At 65.7% G+C, this 16,922-nt stretch carries 13 protein-coding genes; 8 read left to right on the forward strand and 5 right to left on the reverse strand.

The window, feature by feature from the left end; translation table 11 throughout:
- Window positions 1–38: 38 nt before the first annotated feature.
- From H7828_RS20965 to H7828_RS20975, 3 genes are all read right to left on the reverse strand, one after another.
- Complete coding sequence (locus H7828_RS20965) at window positions 39–1,151, reverse strand: DUF2793 domain-containing protein (RefSeq protein WP_226783029.1); 1,113 nt, start codon at window positions 1,149–1,151, stop codon at window positions 39–41.
- 106 nt (window positions 1,152–1,257) lie between these two features.
- Window positions 1,258–2,301 carry a ParB N-terminal domain-containing protein gene (locus H7828_RS20970; RefSeq protein WP_226783030.1) on the reverse strand — a complete coding sequence of 348 codons (1,044 nt, stop codon included), beginning with the start codon at window positions 2,299–2,301 and terminating at the stop codon, window positions 1,258–1,260.
- 16 nt (window positions 2,302–2,317) lie between these two features.
- The gene (locus H7828_RS20975) at window positions 2,318–3,706 is read right to left on the reverse strand and encodes an AAA family ATPase (protein ID WP_226783031.1); all 1,389 of its coding nucleotides are present in this window, start codon (window positions 3,704–3,706) and stop codon (window positions 2,318–2,320) included.
- A 443-nt stretch (window positions 3,707–4,149) separates the two neighbouring features.
- Here H7828_RS20975 and H7828_RS20980 point away from each other — a divergent pair, with 443 nt between their 5' ends.
- The 8 genes from H7828_RS20980 (at window position 4,150) to H7828_RS21015 (ending at window position 12,097) form a co-directional block, all read left to right on the forward strand.
- Window positions 4,150–5,169: a replication initiator protein A gene (locus tag H7828_RS20980; RefSeq protein WP_226783032.1), complete on the forward strand. Its 1,020-nt coding sequence runs from the start codon at window positions 4,150–4,152 to the stop codon at window positions 5,167–5,169.
- Between the two features lie 74 nt (window positions 5,170–5,243).
- Window positions 5,244–5,807: a dTDP-4-dehydrorhamnose 3,5-epimerase gene (rfbC, locus tag H7828_RS20985; RefSeq protein ID WP_226783033.1), complete on the forward strand. Its 564-nt coding sequence runs from the start codon at window positions 5,244–5,246 to the stop codon at window positions 5,805–5,807.
- A 3-nt stretch (window positions 5,808–5,810) separates the two neighbouring features.
- Window positions 5,811–6,848: a dTDP-glucose 4,6-dehydratase gene (gene rfbB, locus H7828_RS20990; RefSeq protein WP_226783034.1), complete on the forward strand. Its 1,038-nt coding sequence runs from the start codon at window positions 5,811–5,813 to the stop codon at window positions 6,846–6,848.
- A gap of 46 nt (window positions 6,849–6,894) precedes the next feature.
- The gene (gene rfbD / locus H7828_RS20995; protein WP_226783035.1) at window positions 6,895–7,746 is read left to right on the forward strand and encodes a dTDP-4-dehydrorhamnose reductase; all 852 of its coding nucleotides are present in this window, start codon (window positions 6,895–6,897) and stop codon (window positions 7,744–7,746) included.
- Window positions 7,747–7,784: 38 nt separating this feature from the next.
- Window positions 7,785–8,669: a glucose-1-phosphate thymidylyltransferase RfbA gene (rfbA, locus tag H7828_RS21000; protein ID WP_226783036.1), complete on the forward strand. Its 885-nt coding sequence runs from the start codon at window positions 7,785–7,787 to the stop codon at window positions 8,667–8,669.
- A gap of 87 nt (window positions 8,670–8,756) precedes the next feature.
- Window positions 8,757–9,539 carry a sulfotransferase gene (locus H7828_RS21005; RefSeq protein ID WP_226783037.1) on the forward strand — a complete coding sequence of 261 codons (783 nt, stop codon included), beginning with the start codon at window positions 8,757–8,759 and terminating at the stop codon, window positions 9,537–9,539.
- Between the two features lie 129 nt (window positions 9,540–9,668).
- Window positions 9,669–11,306 carry an asparagine synthetase B family protein gene (locus tag H7828_RS21010; protein ID WP_226783038.1) on the forward strand — a complete coding sequence of 546 codons (1,638 nt, stop codon included), beginning with the start codon at window positions 9,669–9,671 and terminating at the stop codon, window positions 11,304–11,306.
- Window positions 11,307–11,356: 50 nt separating this feature from the next.
- Window positions 11,357–12,097 carry a sulfotransferase family 2 domain-containing protein gene (locus H7828_RS21015; protein WP_226783039.1) on the forward strand — a complete coding sequence of 247 codons (741 nt, stop codon included), beginning with the start codon at window positions 11,357–11,359 and terminating at the stop codon, window positions 12,095–12,097.
- Window positions 12,098–12,142: 45 nt separating this feature from the next.
- Here H7828_RS21015 and H7828_RS21020 read toward each other — a convergent pair whose 3' ends face one another.
- Both H7828_RS21020 and H7828_RS21025 read right to left on the reverse strand, forming a co-directional pair.
- Window positions 12,143–13,594 (reverse strand): CgeB family protein, encoded by a 1,452-nt coding sequence (locus H7828_RS21020; RefSeq protein WP_226783040.1) that lies wholly within the window; start codon window positions 13,592–13,594, stop codon window positions 12,143–12,145.
- A complete protein-coding gene (locus H7828_RS21025) occupies window positions 13,581–16,865 on the reverse strand; it encodes a glycosyltransferase family 2 protein (protein ID WP_226783041.1) in 3,285 nt (1,094 codons plus the stop codon). Before H7828_RS21025 ends, H7828_RS21020 begins: the two co-directional genes overlap by 14 nt.
- Between the last annotated feature and the right edge of the window lie 57 nt (window positions 16,866–16,922).

Raw genomic sequence — 16,922 nt, forward strand, 5'->3', positions numbered from 1 at the left:
TTTCGCATGCGAAAGAAACCGACGGCCCGGGCGGGGCCTCAGTACCAGCGCCCGATCGCCAGCAGATGCACGACGACATCCACCGCCGTCGTAGCCGAGGACATCATCGCCGCCTGCACGAAGGTGACCTCGGACAGGCCGACCCCCCGGACCGACACGGAATGCGCCCGTTCAGCCGCCGAGAGGATGTCGATTTCCCCCGTGGCCGTCACGGCGCCGACACTGGAAAAGGCTGCCGGATATGTCCAGTTCACCACGCCCGTCCTGTAGGGATCGCCGCGGGTTCCGCTGCCATAGGCCACACGCGACCCCAGGTTGATCCGCCGGGTGCACATCTGCGTTCCGTCGGCAAACCGCGTGAAGCCGCCATTGGCGTTCGTGCCGCTCTGGAATGCGGCGCCGCTTGGCATCCCGCCCGACTGAGCCACCGTGCCCACCAGGTTGCCGGGGCTGTATCCGTAATCGGCCCGCATCAGGCGCCCCGGCGAGGTATCGGAGGGGCCGGCCTGCACCGCTTCTCCCGAGACCCGCCCGCTGGTGGCATCGAACGCCAGCGCCGTGGTCCAGGCGCCGCCATCGGGGCTGACCTTGATCGACAGGTCGTCATCGCCGCTCAGGCCGATCTCGGCCCGCCCCGAGAAATCGGTCTGATACAGCAGGCTGGCCGTGTCCGGGGCGGTGGCCTTGTTGATCTTGAGCTGATGCCCGCCCCCCGCATGGTTCAGCAACACCGCCGGCGAGGACACGGCCAGACGGTTGGTGGAATCCGCCGTGGTCGCGACGCCCAGGGTCGCGACATTGCCCAGATCAAGGCTACGGTTCTGCCATGCCGTGCCGTCGAAGACCACGCTGGTGCCGTCGGCCAGGACCTCGGCCCGCCAGCCATGTTCCGGCATGGCAAACCGCCAGGCGGCCCCATCGTAGGTGGCCACGGCCTGTTCGTGGCCGGCCCAGGCTCCGGTGGCATTTTCACCCACGATATGGCGCTGCCCCGCCACCGGCACGGCCGGGGGCGTCGGCAGATCGCGGTTCCGCACCGCAAGCTGCACCAGGGATTCGATCTGCAGAAGGGCTTCGTTGTGGGTGACATGCTTCTGCGCCTGCGAGGGCATCAGCAGCGGCAGGGACAAAACAGGCGAGGTATCGGACATTGCAGGCCTCATGTATCAGGGACCCCGCAGACGATAGGCAAGTGCCATGAACAGACCCTGATACCGGCGCGCGCAGGACGCGCCGGTCGCGCAACGCCCCCCGTGCTCAGTCGGCCTGCCCGCGCAACCAGGCTTCCAGCCTGGCACAGAAGGCATCGTCCACCCCCGCGCCCGTCAGCTCCAGGCGCCCGGCCACGGCCCGCAACTTCATCTGCGGTGAAATCCTGTGCACCGGCGCCCTGTCGAAGGAAACGCCGGGGGCCTTTTCCTTCCGGCCCGGCCGGGCCGCGGCACCCGTCCGTTTCTGCAGATCCTGTATCATGGCCCTCTCTGTCTCGGCGGTCCGCGGCCCGGAATCCGCAAGGCCCCTGCGCAGCCGCTCCCCGAGATCCGGATCGCGGCCCAGGGCCTTGGACAGTGCCAGCCCGTCACGCTCGGTCAGCGCGGCCGGAAACTGCACCACCCCATCCAGTGCCGCAACCACGGGCAGAAAGGACTTGATCTTCGAACGCCGGGCATAGGAGGCCGATGAAAACAGGCTCTGCAAGGCGGCTTTTTCCGTGTCATAGACCCCGACCTCCAGGGCCTTGGCCACGATGCGCGCCCGCTCGAAATACGACAGCCCGGCGCGGATCTCGTTTTCCTCGACCATCGCCACATAGCTGTCGGCCAGGCTTTCCGGCTGGCGCACCAGGGCCAGAACCCGGGCGAACCTGGGCGCGCCGGTCTTCTCGAACAGCCCGCGCAGGGCCAGAACACGCCGCCAGCCCGAGATCAGCCCGAAGCGGGCCGTCCCCTCGGAACTGCCGGGCAGGGACTGCACCTCGATCGGTGTCTGCTGTCCCCGCGCCGTCAGGCTTTCCTTGAGGGCCGCCATCGCCTCGTCATCGGCCTGCAGGCGGTCGCGCACCAGGAACCCCGTATCGATCTGATCCAGGTCCAGGACGCGCACCATGCGCCCTTCCTCCTCGGCCCGCACCAGAACCTCGGACAGTTCCCCCAGGGCCGCCACTGCGGCGCTGTCGCCGGCGACCTGGGCAATGGGCGGGCGCAACCCGGTGGCAATCGCGCCCTTGCGCACCGGTTTGTCGTCATCGGCGGCCCGCCCGGTTTCGGGGGACAGCATGCCCAATCGTTTGCGTTTCGCCATTCCTGTCTTCCTTCCTTCACCCGGTCCTGTCGTCCTGGGCCATCTCGTCCCGGCGCCATACGCCGACCAGAAGCCGTTTGAATGCCGCATAGGTGGCATCGAAGGCCTGTCGCCCGCGCACATAGGTTTCGCGGTTGAAATCCCGGTAGTCGGCTTCGTAGATGCCATTCACCTGTTCACCGGCCTGGCCGATCAGGGCCGTGAAATCCTGCCTGTGCGGCGACAGGACCGATCCCAGATAGACCTGCATCAGGGCGGCCAGTTCGGCCTGCTGGCTGCTGTCATAGCGGGTGACGACGGCCCGCACGGCATCCCACTCGAAATGCAGCCCCTCCCGCCCCAGGGCGCGGGCCGCCATGTTCTCGACTTCCTCGATGCTCGAGAAGGTGGAATGCAGCATGTCGAAGAACCGCCCGGTGGAATCGAATTCGAGAAAGGACGCCCCCAGCGGCACCAACAGGATATCCGCCGCCGCCAGGCCATTGATCGTCAGGTATCCAAGGGCAGGGGGGGTATCCAGGAAGATGATGTCGTATTCGTCCAGAAGGCCGTCGGCCTCGAGCCGGTCGGTCAGGGCATCCCACAGCTTCCACCCCCGCGATTGCATGCGCCAGACGGGAATCTGGAACTCGGCCCAGTAGAGGTTCAGCTGGGCCCCGATCAGGTCGATGTTGGGCCAGTGGGTCTTCTGGATCAGATCCTGCGCGCCGATCTTCAGGGCTTCGGAGAGGGTATCGTCCAGCGGCAGCGGGTCTTCGCCCCGGTCGCTTCTGGCGCGGTTGTCCCGTTGCAGATGGCTGGCGTAGTGGCGCGCCAGAAGCGGAAAGACGGTGGACCATTCATCTTCGACCCGGCCGCCGAAAATCGAGGTCATCGACCCCTGGCTGTCCAGGTCGACCACCAGCACCCGGTATCCGTCCAGGGCGGCGGACATGGCCAGGTGGGCGCAGGTCGATGTCTTTCCCACGCCGCCCTTGAAGTTCGCCACCGCCACGATCTTGGCGGGCTGACCTTCGGGGCGATAGGGCCGGTACTCCTTGGCCTGGCTTCCCTCGGCGGCGAAATGGGCGCGCAGCCGAAGAACCTCGTCCAGGGTAAACCACTTGGCCCCCCCATCCGAGGCCGAGCGGCCCTGGGGCAGGGCAGGGTTCTGGCGCAGCACCCGGCGGAAATGGGCCGCCGCCACGGGGATGAGATAGCGGGTGATCTCCCATGTCGAAAACATGCGAAGCGTCTTGCGCCCCTCCTGGTTCAACCCGCGCCCGGCCAGGTCGGCCCGCCCCCTTGCGCAGGCCTCGGCGATACGCGCAAAACCCGCGCTGTCGGTTGCCGCGCCCAGCTCCTCCATCGCCTTGTCCGGATCTATGTTGAAATAGGGGGGGAGGTCGAAGGTTTCGGATGCCATCAAAATTTCCATGTAACGCCTTTTCTCAAGCATACCACAAAAGATGGATCATGAAAGGTTTCGCGGCATTCGCACCGGATATTTTCGCAGGATTCGCCCCTGGTGGCCGTGAGAACGCCCGTTGTTGCGGGGATTTTGAGGCCGATCCCGAAAACCTCCCAAGTTATTTTTTGTTATTATATAGTTAAGGCTTTCAGGGTGTGATGCCATCCTTCTGATTTTGCGGCCTTTTCGATGATATCTTCCGGGTGTGGTGACTCTGAAACCACGCTAGGCCGATTCCGAACCCCCGACAAAGCGATTCCGAACCCCCGTCGCGGCGGAATTCGCTCTGGATCGGGCCAGTCGGCAAATCTATGGTGGGTGTCATTGAAACCACGAAGATGAAGCGGCTCGTCAGAAGCCGCGCGATCATCCACAGGGCAAGACGATCGGGGCGGGCGATGAATGCAACCAGCGTATCGGAGGGGGGCGGAGGGCTGTCACCCGTGCGTCACCCCACCCCGGATTTCTTCGTCTGCGACATTTTCGATGCGGCCCCCAAGGATGACATGGCCTCGATGGAGCATCCCCTGTTCAGCCTTGCCACCCGCCCCGACCGGCGGATCCTCAGCTACGAGCACAACGGAACCTGCATCGAGGTGACACCCAGCGTGAAAGGCCTGGCGACGATCCACGACAAGGACATCCTGATCTATTGCATCAGCCAGCTGATGGCGGCGCTGAATGCCGGCCAGGCCGTCAGCCGCACCTTGCACCTGCGGGCGCATGATCTTCTGATCGCGGTCAACCGGGAAACCAGCGGCGATGCCTACCGGCGCCTGCGCGAAGCCTTCGAGCGGCTGGCGGGCACCCGGATCACCACGAATTTCGAAACCGGCGGGCAGGAGGTGACCAGCGGCTTCGGCCTGATCGAAAGCTGGCAGATCGTGCGCAAGTCGCGGGGCGGGCGGATGGTGAGCGTTGCCGTCACGCTGTCGGAATGGCTGTTCCGGGCGGTCCTGTCGAAATCCGTCCTCACCCTCAGCCGCGATTATTTCCGCCTGCGCAAACCGCTCGAGCGGCGGATCTACGAACTGGCCCGCAAGCATTGTGGCCGCCAGCCCTCGTGGCGGGTGTCGATCGATACCCTGTGCAAGAAATCCGGGTCGGCCAGCCCGCGCCGGGTGTTCCGGAAGATGATCCGCGACATGATCGCGGCCGATCACCTGCCCGACTACCGCCTGTCCGAGGAACCCGGAGACATCATCCGTGTCACCTCGCGCATCGACTCCGGGCAGCAGGCAGGCGCACCGCCCCACCTGGAGGCCGCCACCCTGGATGCCGCGCGCGCCCTGGCGCCGGGGGCCGATGTCTATGCCCTGGTGGCCCGTTGGGAAGCGATGTGGCGCAACACGGGAAGTCCGCGCCTGCGCAGCCCCGACAAGGCCTTCCTGGGCTGGCTGGCCAAGCAGGAAGGCTGACCGGCCGGGTGGTGGACAGGCTGGGGAGGCCTTGCTAAGAGCAACCCGATATTGCTTGTGATTTGAGGTGGGCTTTGGACGTCGAGGATACGCTGCTTGCCGGCGTCAAGTTAATCACGCCGCGCCGTTTCGGCGATCATCGCGGTTTCTTCTCCGAAAGCTACAACCGCCGCGCCCTGGAGGCCCATGGCGTCGATGTGGAGTTCGTGCAGGACAACCATTCCGTGTCGCAGGAAATCCGCACCGTCCGCGGGCTGCATTTCCAGGCGCCGCCCCATGCGCAGTGGAAACTGGTCCGTTGCGGGCGCGGGGCGCTGTTCGATGTCGTGGTCGACATCCGCCAGGGCAGCCCCACCTACGGGCAGTGGGTCGGGCATGAACTGTCGTTCGAGAACGGGCGGCAGCTGCTTGTGCCCGCCGGGTTCGCCCATGGCTTCATGACATTGGTGCCGGACACGGAAATCATCTACAAGTGTTCCGACTACTATGCCCCCGAAACCGAGGGTGCCCTGTTGTGGTCCGATCCCGATGTCGGGATCGACTGGCCGCTTGCGCCCGAAGGTGCGGTACTGTCGCAGAAGGACGCCATCGCGCCGCGTCTTGCGGATCTGAAGACACCCTTTGTCCAGGAGACATGACCGATGAAACTTCTGATTACCGGGGGTGCCGGCTTCATCGGCTCCGCAGTGGTGCGTCTGGCAATCGCGCGGGGGCACGGCGTGGTCAACCTGGATGCGCTGACCTATGCCGCCTGCCTTGAAAACGTGGCGGATGTGGCGGATCATCCCGATTACGCCTTCGTCCAGGCCGATATCTGCGATCGCGCCGCCCTGGATGCGGCCTTTGCCGCACATGCGCCCGACGCGGTGATGCACCTGGCGGCGGAATCCCATGTCGACCGTTCCATCGACGGCCCCGGCACCTTCATCCAGACCAATGTCATGGGCACCTTCCATCTGCTTGAAGCGGCCCGGGCCTACTGGACGAAGCAGGGGCGTCCCGACAGCTTCCGCTTTCACCACATCTCGACCGACGAGGTCTTCGGCTCGCTCGGGGCGACGGGGCAGTTCACCGAAACCACGCCCTACGATCCGCGCAGCCCCTATTCCGCCTCCAAGGCGTCTTCCGATCACCTGGTGCGCGCCTGGCACGAAACCTACGGGTTGCCGGTGGTGCTGACCAATTGTTCCAACAACTACGGCCCTTACCATTTTCCCGAGAAACTGATCCCGGTGGTGATCCTGAATGCCCTGGCCGGGCAGCCGATCCCGATCTACGGCAAGGGCGACAACATCCGCGACTGGCTTTACGTCGAGGATCATGCCGATGCCCTGCTGCTGGTCATGGAAAAGGGCGCGAACGGCGAAAGCTACAATATCGGCGGCGAGAACGAGCGCAGCAACCTCGACCTGGTGCGCACCATCTGCGGCATTCTCGATGAGAAGCGGCCGCGCGCCACGCCCTATTCCGATCTGATCACCTTCGTGACCGATCGCCCGGGCCACGATGCGCGCTATGCCATCGACCCCACGCACCTGCGCAACGAACTGGGCTGGCGCCCCAGCGTCACGGTGGAACAGGGCCTGGAACGGACGGTGCAATGGTATCTGGACAACGAAGACTGGTGGCGGGCGTTGCAGAAACGCGATGGCGTGGGCAAGCGGCTGGGCACGGGATGAGACATCGCTCCCGCCTTTGTCCCCGGTCCTGCGAAACCCGGCCGTCATGACGGTTCTCGTCTTTGGCCGCTCGGGGCAGGTTGCCAGCGAATTGCGCCTGCTGGGGCCCTGCATCGCCCTGGGGCGCGACGAGGCCGACCTGGAAGACCCGGCGGCCTGTCGCGCGGCGATCGAAAGGCATGGGCCAGCCGCCGTCGTCAATGCGGCCGCCTTCACGGCGGTGGACCAGGCCGAAACGCAGGAAGCGCTGGCCACCCGGATCAACGGCGAGGCCCCGGGCGAAATGGCACGGGCCTGTGCCGCGCGGGGCATTCCCTTCGTGCATCTGTCCACCGATTACGTGTTCGACGGCACCGGCACCGCGCCCTGGCGCCCGTCGGACCCTGTCGCGCCGCAGAATGCCTATGGGCGCTCGAAACTGGCGGGGGAAGAGGCGGTCCGGGCGGCGGGCGGCATCCATGCCATCCTGCGCACCTCCTGGGTCTTCTCGGCCCGGGGCGCGAATTTCGTCAAGACGATGCTGCGCCTGTCGCAGACCCGTGACGCGCTGAACGTGGTCGACGATCAGATCGGCGGCCCGACCCCGGCCGATGCCATCGCCGCAGCCTGCATGACCATCGCCCGCCAGCTTGCCGCAGATCCGGCCGGATCGGGCACCTATCACTTCAGCGGAGCCCCCGACACCAGCTGGGAGTCTTTCGCACGCGAAACATTTTCCAGGGCCGGCCGGCCGGTCGCGGTGACGGGCATACCCACCTCGGCCTATCCGACACCGGCCAGGCGGCCGCTGAATTCGCGGATGGACTGCAGCAGCCTGACCCGGACCTTCGGAATCGAACGCCCGGACTGGCGCGACGGACTGGACCGGGTACTGGCACAACTGGGGCAGGTCGACTAAACCGCAGACGCACCATTTGAACGCAAGGAATTAAGATAATGACGGATCGCAAGGGCATCATCTTGGCAGGTGGTTCGGGAACGCGGCTCTATCCCATCACCATGGGAGTCTCCAAGCAACTCCTGCCGATCTTCGACAAGCCGATGATCTATTATCCGCTGTCGGTCCTGATGCTGGCCGACATCCGCGAGATTGCCATCATCACCACCCCCCACGACCAGGATCAGTTCATCCGCACCCTGGGCGACGGCAGCCAGTGGGGCATTTCCCTGACCTACATCGTCCAGGACAGCCCCGATGGCCTGGCCCAGGCCTATCTTCTGGCCGAGGATTTCCTGGCCGGCGCACCAAGCGCGATGGTGCTGGGCGACAACATATTCTTCGGCCATGGTCTGCCCGACATGCTGGCCGAGGCCCGCAGGCAGCCCGAGGGCGGAACGGTCTTCGGCTATCATGTGGCCGACCCCGAACGCTATGGCGTCGTCGATTTCGACAGTGCGGGCACGGTGCGCAGCATCATCGAAAAGCCCGAGAACCCGCCGTCGTCCTATGCGGTGACCGGGCTTTATTTCCTCGATGGTTCCGCGCCCGACCGGGCGCGCCGGGTGCGCCCTTCGGCCCGCGGCGAACTCGAGATCACCTCGCTTCTGGAAAGCTATCTTGCGGATGGGCTGCTGTCGGTCAAACGCATGGGGCGGGGCTATGCCTGGCTGGACACCGGCACCCATGGTTCGCTTCTGGATGCGGGGAATTTCGTGCGCACGCTGCAACTGCGCCAGGGCATGCAGACCGGCAGCCCGGACGAGGTGGCGTTCCAGATGGGATGGATCGACAAGAAGGCGCTTCTGGAGCGCGCGTCGACCTTCGCCAAGAACGACTATGGAATCCACCTCAGGGCGCTTGCACGCGAAACCGACCACTAGTCGGGCGCAGGCGGCCGGGAATCTGTACCTCGTTGCGACTTTGAGGTAACGCTGGCCTGGGATGTACGGAAATACGGGTGAAGATGCATGAGTACTGAAGCTGGGGTCGTCATGGTCACGGGAACCGCACGGGGGGGCGTGACGATGATCGCAGAGGCCCTGAATGCCCATGCATCGGCCTGTATCGGGATCGAGCGTTACAAGTTCCGGTTCCTGCGCCACAAGACCTATGATGGCGAATTGTTCGAGAAGGAGCGCTTCTTCCGCTTCCGCAAGGCCGACACGAACCAGACCCCCGACCGCTCGGCGGCGCTGCAGAAAACCTATCTGCTGATGAAGGCCAAATGGGACGGCGCCAGGATCGTCGGCGACATGGTTTCCGACCTGCTCCCGTTGCAGGGCGACATGATGCAGGCCAACCCGGGGATGCGGTTTGTCTGTGTCCTGCGCAACCTCAAGGACGTGGCGCTGTCCTGGGAGGCGCGGGCCAATCGCACCGGATCGGCCTGGCCAGCGGAAAAGGGCTTTGCCGCCGCCTGCGAGAAATGGGCCCAGCATCAGGCCGACCTGGCCGCCCTGGTCGATCAGCCCGATCTGCGGTCACGGATATTCCTGCTTGATTTCGACCGGCTGGTGGAGGACAGGCAGGCCCAGGCCGACGCCCTGCGCGGGTTTCTGGGGCTTGGGCAGGACCGCAGCTATCTTGGCGAATTCGAACGCCACGCCAGGCACCTGTCGCGCCAACCGGTCCACCGCATTCCCGAACAGTTTCACGATGCCTACAAGGCCGTGAACCAGGCCCCCGCCCGTCTTCTGCGCCGCGCCGCACAGGAGGATCTGGAGCAGTGGGGAAAAGAGGCCGCCGGATGACGGGAACGGTGGCAATCCGGCCTTGCCCCCGGCCCGCCGCACAGGCCGGGTGAGATCGCGACATCACCGGGGCAGGCAGGTTCAACCTGGCGCCCGGTTCCACCGGCGGTTTTCCCGCGGGCCCTCGACATGAAACTCTCCGCCGCCCATGTCCCCCGGGATCTGATTCATCATACCCTGGCCTCGCGGTATTTCTTCGTGCTGTCGTCGCGAAGTGATGAAGGCAGGTTTGCCGATTTCTTCCGGGGAACCGGCTTTGCCAGAAGCGGGGTCGTGTTCGGGGCTGCGGGGTTCCGCGCGTTCCGGGCCGCCCACCCCGACCGGTTCCTGTCCGATGAGCTGGAAGACGGCCGGTTCGTGATCGGCGAGGCGCGGGGCAAGGCGTATATCCTCAAGTCCGATCCGATGGGCAAGGCGGTCCTGTACCTGTGGCGCGAGGGGGCGCAATGGGCGGTCAGCAACAGTCTCTATGTGCTGGCCCGCGAGGTCGAATGCCTCGGCCATCGTCCGCGGATAAATCCGGGCGCGCTTGCCGTATTCTCGGCGGGCACCGGGGGGCGGGATCACGGTCAGCCGATCAGCCCGAACACCGCCCTGTCCGGGGCGGTCACCGTACCTCTGGGGCATGCCCTGCACATTTCGTTCTCATCGCGCGAACCGCGGATCGAACTGGTGCAGGATGCGGCGTTCGAAATCGGCGAGCGCGGCGCCCGGCCCTATCTGAACCGGCTGAACGGTTTCATCGACACCTGGCGCAACAGGTTCGCGACCCTGGCCCACCATGGCGTGAAGCTGCACCTGGAACTGTCGGGCGGCAAGGATTCCCGTGCGGTTCTGGCCATCATGAAATCCTGCCTGAATGACAGGGACATCGTCGCACATACGAACCGGGACGGGTCCGAGGACATGCCGATTGCCCAGGCGATCATGAACGATCATGTGCCGCGGCAGGTCTCGGCCCCTGTCGGCAATCCGACGCCCAGCCTGTCGGAGTCCCTGGCCCTGCACCTGATGAGCGTCGGCGGGGTGCGGCGGACGCATCTGTGCGACTACCTTCTGGAACCGCTCGATTACTGCACGGTCACCGGCGGGGCGAGTTTCGATACAAAGGTGTTCCGGTCTCCCTTCGCCAGGCGGATCGGGAACGCGCAGAATACGCGTCTGATCCGGAACGAAGGGATCAGGGCAGAGGTGATCGCGCAGTACCATGCCGGGCTGGAGCCCTTTCCCTGCGAAGCCTCGGACCCTTCGGCGATCCTGTTCCACTACTGCGGATACCGCAGCCGGTTTCACTATGGGATGCGGACCTTCCTGTCGAATGCGCAGGTCGTCTCGCCGCTGCATTCCAGGGATATGGTCGATATCGTCCTCAGTGCCCCGACCATGAAATACGTCAGCCAAAGCGGGATCAACTACGACATCGTCGACATATGCGCCCCCTATCTGCGGCATTATCCCGTCACCGGGCGGCAGGACGACCCGAAACTGGTCTCGCGGACGGTGCCGCGGCGCGATCTGCCCCGCCCCGCGATATCGGAGGTCTACGGCACCCCGAACGGCCAACCGCCCCGGGAGCGATATTCACGGGTATACGGGCCGGGGGGGAAGACAGTTCTCGAAAATTCTCTTACGAAGGCCATTGACCGCTTCGGGTACATCTTTGAAGACAGCGTGACAGAAAACGCCCGTATGGAAATCGAGAAAGGCCGGGACATGGCACAGTGCCGCAACGCATTCCTGCTGTGCAGTCTGGACCGCATGTTTTGATCGAACCTGAATTCTTTCCAGGAAGGCCCTGAAAAAAGGGAGCATTACCCATGTCCTACACGCCCGCCTTTTCCGCAGACGAACCGCGCGTCAAGACGCATCAGTATCTGTTGCCCGACGCCGGGGGTCGCAGGATCCTCTATACCTACATCCGCAAGAACGGATGCAGTGCGTTCAAGAACTACATACTTGCCAATGCCGGGCTGAAATCCCTCTCCGATCCGGGCATATCGAAATACCGGGTCAAGCGTACGCCGGGGGAAGCGGATGCACCGGACCTGTCGATCTTCGTCTATCGCGACCCGCTCAAGCGGCTGGTTTCGGCCTATGTGAACAAATTCGTGGTGCAGGCCGGGGCCAAGGACGTGTTCGCGGTTTACACCAAGCACACGGGCAGGGACCCGCAGGAAGCCAGTTTCCTGGATGTCCTGACCTATCTGGAACTGGGCATCGAAAAGATGGATCCGCATTTCTGGCCGCAAAAGGCCCACCTGCTGACCATCCCCTATACCCACCCGATTCCGCTGGAAGACATGTCGGCAGAGATGTCCCGCATCCTGGGCCAGCAGAACACCATCGACATGTTTCAGCAGAAGGCCAATTCCACCCAGTACGGAAGCGCGGAAACCTCGGCGCTGGCCGATCTGCCGGCCAGGGAACTCAGGCGCTTGCGGGACGAGGGGCGGTTCTTCTCTCCCGAAAACTTCGTCACCGACGAAACGCGCCCGCGGGTCGATGCGCTCTACAGGCAGGATTACGACCTGATCGACCGGTTGACCCGGTCGGCCTGATGCGGGCCTGACAGGGGACGTGCCGGCGGGGCAGGGGGCGAAGGATCACGCCGCCAGCCGCCGCCGGGCGGCGATCCTGTCGATCATCACCGACAGTTCTGCCGCGCGATGGTCGAAGGTGTGGCCGGCCATCACGATGTCATGGGCGCGGCGGGCCTTTTCCAGGTAGGGTTCGGGATTTTCCAGGCAGTCGCGCAGGATCGTCGCGAAGCTGTCGGCATCGCCGGCCTGGGAAATGGCATCGCCGAACACATCGGCCAGCCCGGCGACGGGATCGGTCAGGATCGGGGTCGCGACCCCCGATCCGTCGAACAGCCGGTTCGACAGAAAGCCGTTTTCGCGCATGCTGTCCCAGTGATCGTTCAGCAGCATCAGGTGGCCGCCGTAGAAATCGGGCAGGTCGGCATTGGCCACCGAGACGCCGCTCAGAACGCCATCGGGCAGGACACCGTCCCAGCCGCCGCCATAGAGCTTGAGCGGAATGTCCTTTTGCAGGCACCATTTCACCATGGTGCGGTATTCCTTGCGGGAATTTCCGACGAACAGGCAGGCGGGTTCGCGGGGGCGGTCGGGGTCGGGCCGGAACAGCGTGGCATCGGTGGCCTGGTGCAGCACGCTGACCGAGGGCAGCCCCCGGGCGGCCAGTTCGGCGGTGTAGATATCCGAGGCGACGAAGACATGGTCGTAGTCGGCATATTCATCGTCGGGAATCCGGTCGGGATGCGAGATGACCCACATGATGTTGATCTTCGAGGGGTCCACCTTCACCCGGTGCCGCCCCCGGATCGCCAGGACCACGTCTTCGCTGGCCGATTGGGCATACCACATGTCGGCCGTGTCGACATTGGCCTGGTGGCCGATGCGTTCGAAGGCGGCCGCCAGGGAATTGGCGAAGTGGTAATCGCCCCACATCGGGGCTTCCTTCAGGTTGGGCGTCGAGATCTTGACGCGGATCGCCAGTTCCTGAAGGGGGCGGAAAACCGCCCCGAGGGCCGGCGCGGCCCCCTGTGACGGTGGCAGGAAGGTGACATGCCCACCGTCCAGCAGGAAATCGGACCCGGCAAGGCCCAGGGTGATGTCGCGGGGGTGATCGGCCCCTGTCACCCGGGGCGGCAGGACCATCACGAAGCGCCCGCCCTCGGCGGCCCGGGCCACGGCGACGGCCAGGGGGCCTGTATCGTCGAAGGCGATGACGGCCGCATCCCGGCCGGGGTGGCGCAGGTTGTGGGCGCGCCCCGTGATCAGACCGCCCTGCACCCGCTCTACCCGGCCCGACCAGCCACCGACCTGGATCTCCAGCGCGGGATGGCCGGGCCGGTTCAGCGTCAGGTCGCCAGTCGGGCGGGGCTCGATCAGCAGCCTGCCGGTTCTGCCGATGGGCAGAAGATCGGCGGCCGTGCCGTTCCGGTCGGTGATGGCAAGGCCGGAGGGATCTCCGGCCCCGATCACCACACCGTCATGGACGATGGGAACGATCGTCGCCTCAGGGGGTGCCATGGATCAGTTCCTCCTGGGGAATGTCGTGCAGAAGCCGGTACAGGGCATGGGCCAGGCGCTCCTGCGCAAGCTCGGGATGACAGGCGATGCGATGAACGGTCAGGCTGCGTTCGGACAGGCGTTGCATGCCGTTGGCATCGCCCAGCAGCTTGCGGACCTTGTCGAAGATCCACTTGGGATCGTTGACCTTGATTTCATAGGCGGCCCGGGCATCGATCCACTGGCGGGCAAACCCGGTGGCGCGGGCGCGCCCCTCGTCGGGCAGGACCGCACATGGCACGCCCCGTCCCTGCAGGGCGTTCAGCAGGGACAGACCGAAAGGGTCCAGCTCCGACACCGGGGTCAGGTTGACGGCCATGGCAACCCGGCCGATGGCCGCGGGAAGGTGATGTTGCGGATCGACCTCCAGGGCATGAACCCCCGACCTGTCGATCTGCGTCCAGCCCAGTTCGTCCATCGGCGGAACAAGAAGGGTCAGGCCGCGGCGCTGCGCCTCGGTGACCAGCTGTTCGCGCAGCTTTGCACGGGCCGGCCTGCCGGCCTGCTGGGGCAGGATGGTCAGGACGGTCATGTCGGCATTCGCATGGGGGCCTTCGGGCAGGTCGACCGGAACCGCCCCCATGTGGAAGCGGAATGTCGGCGTGTCGAGCGCCTGCAGCACGTTGCCCTCGCCCGATCCGCGCAGCCGATAGACCAGCCGCGGTTCAAGTCCGTGGATCGACCGCAGGTATTGCGCGCTCAGCCCCACCCCCAGAACCGGGCAGCCGCGCAACATGCCGCCAAGAGCCTTGCCCAGGCGCGCGGGATCGCGTTGCAGGGCGGCGGGCACGCCATGGCGCGTCAGGCCCTCCACCCGGGGGCCGGCATCGGCGGTTTCGGCATCCACCCCCAGGACGATCAGGTCGACATCGACCAGGCGCGCGGCCATGCGGGCCAGGTTCTCGGCAAGCATCCGGTGCCGCGTGTCCGGGGCGGCTGTCGTCTGCCGGCGTTCGGGATCGTTGCACAGGATGGCGATGCGGCCCCGCCGGGGCCAGTCGATCTTCAGGCGCTCGTGGCCCTCTTCAAGGCGCTTGCGGGTCTTTTCGTTCACCGTGTTCTGGGTGCCCGCCCCCATGAAGAGATGCGTCACCTGGCCCCAGGCCACGTTGCGCCGGTAGAAGACGCCGACGTGGTTCACGAAGACCGGCCGGAAGACCGAGGTATAGCGCAGCGACAGGTCCCAGTCCTGCAGCCGCGGCAGATCGTTGTCAAAGCCCCCCATCCAGTCATAGACCCGCCGGTGGTGGACGATCGAGTTGAGATCCATGAAGTTTTTCGACGACAGCGGGATCGGGCGGAAATGCGACCGCGGAATGTCCAGCAGGCGCACCCGCGCGCCGGTGATCTCGGTGTCCAGGAAGGTGCTGTAGGCGATGCAGCAGCCCGGATTGCCCATCAGGCGGCGGATCATCATGCTCAGGAACAGCGGGTGCCAGATGTTGTCGCTGTCGAGATAGGCGATGTATTCGCCGCGCGCCCGGGCCAGCCCCTTGTTGCGCGCCCCCGCCCCGTTGGATTTCAGGAACTTCATGTACCGGATGCGGGGGTCGTCGAACCCGCGCACGACTTCGCTTGTCCGGTCGTCGCTGGCGTCGTCGCAGACGATCAGCTCCCAGTTTTCGTAGGTCTGCTCAAGCACGCTCTGGATGGCTTCGCCGATGGTGAAGGCACGATTCCAGCTGGGCATCACGATGCTGACCAGGGGCGCGCGCTCCAGTCCGACGGACCTGATTTCGCGGCGCATGAGCTGTTCGTCCTGCGCCAGCTCCGCGCGGGTGGCATCGGGCAGCTCCAGGCGCGAAACCCAGGCGGCATAGATCGCGCTGGCGGGGTTCTGGGCCTGGGTGGGCAGGGGAAGGCGGGTGGCGGTGAAGGTCGGCGGCAGGGGGGGCAGGGGCTCTTCGGCCGGTGCGATGGTGTCCTGCGGGCCGGTGTGCTGCAACTGCCGGGCGGTGTCAGGTGAAAGCCCCGCCAGGGTTTCGATCTGCCCGGGGCGCAGGACCAGGGACAGGGCAAAGGCACAGGGCAGCCGCCCCTGTGCGATGGCCTCGGCCAACTCGGGGTATGTCTGGCGGGCAGTGGTTTCGTCGAAGAACGGCCCGGGGCCGATACCCCCGGGGGCGCCGACGTCCCGGTAATGGGCGATCAGGGCCTCGGGGTCTTCCAGGGCGGTGGCCCCGGGGTGGGACCAGCGATACCAGAGCGGGTCGAAACGCGCGTCGGGGGCTGCGCAGAAGGCCGAGAAGGCCTCGGTCGCCGCGGCACAGCTTTCGTCGCTCAGGCTTCCGGGGGGCAGTTCGCGCAGCGGGGCAGGGGCCAGGCCACCCCCGGTCAGGGCCAGGCGCGCCAGGGTCGTGCCCGCGAGGTCGCGCACGACGATGCTGCCCGCACCCGGGGGCAGATCGAAGGCGATGGTGTCGCGGCGGGCCTCGCCCTGGAGGATCTTGCCGTCGGCCAGCAGTTCGAAATCCTGCGCGACCGGCCGCCCCTTCAGGTCGCGCAACCGCAGGGCCAGGCGATGGCCCTTCAGCGACACGATGTCCACGAAAGGCCGCCCCGGGACGAGGCGAAAGTCGACGGGCGATCCGTCGAGGGGGGTCAGGGTGCCGCTGAAGAAGACCTGCGCCCTGTGCTGCGCGCCGTCCTTCAGGTCCTCGGGTATCGCCAGGCGGAAGCCGGGGCGCAGACCGCTGCCAAAGCCCGGCACCTCGTGGCGCAGGGCAATCTCGCGCGGGGTCTGGTCGTCGAAAACCACCGAGACGCCGGTGCATCCCAGGGCCCAGCCGCTGATGGTTTCGCTTCCGGCCTCCAGAAACGCCACGCCTTCGGCCGGAACGGCATCGGCCTCGGTTTCGTCGGCAAGGGGATGCTGCCCCGAGGAGGCGGGAACGTCCAGTGTTCCGCCCCGCAGGATCGGCCCGTCGGCCCCCAGCCGCAGTTCCAGTCGGTGCGCGCGCCCGTCTCTCAGGCGCTTGGGCAGGGTCGTGTCGAAACCGCAGTGCAGCGGCCCGAAACCGGCCGCCGACACGTCTTCGCGCGGGATGTCCGCCACGATGTTCATTTCCGGCTTGCCGTCGACATAGAGGCTCAGGAGGGCGGGCTGATCCGGTTCGTTCGGATCATGGGCCCAGCCGGCCACCCGGAGGCTGTCGAAATGATCGATGTAGCCCGGCGCGCCGCGGCTGCCGATCAACCGGGCAAGCCGGGAAAGAAAGACCTTCATTGTCATCGCGATAGGCCTGTTTCCTGGGGCAGCATATTGTCTGCGGTATCGGGGCGGGGATGA

Origin of the sequence: Oceaniglobus trochenteri (assembly GCF_020529025.1) — a bacterium.
GTDB classification, from domain to species: Bacteria; Pseudomonadota; Alphaproteobacteria; order Rhodobacterales; family Rhodobacteraceae; genus Oceaniglobus; species Oceaniglobus trochenteri.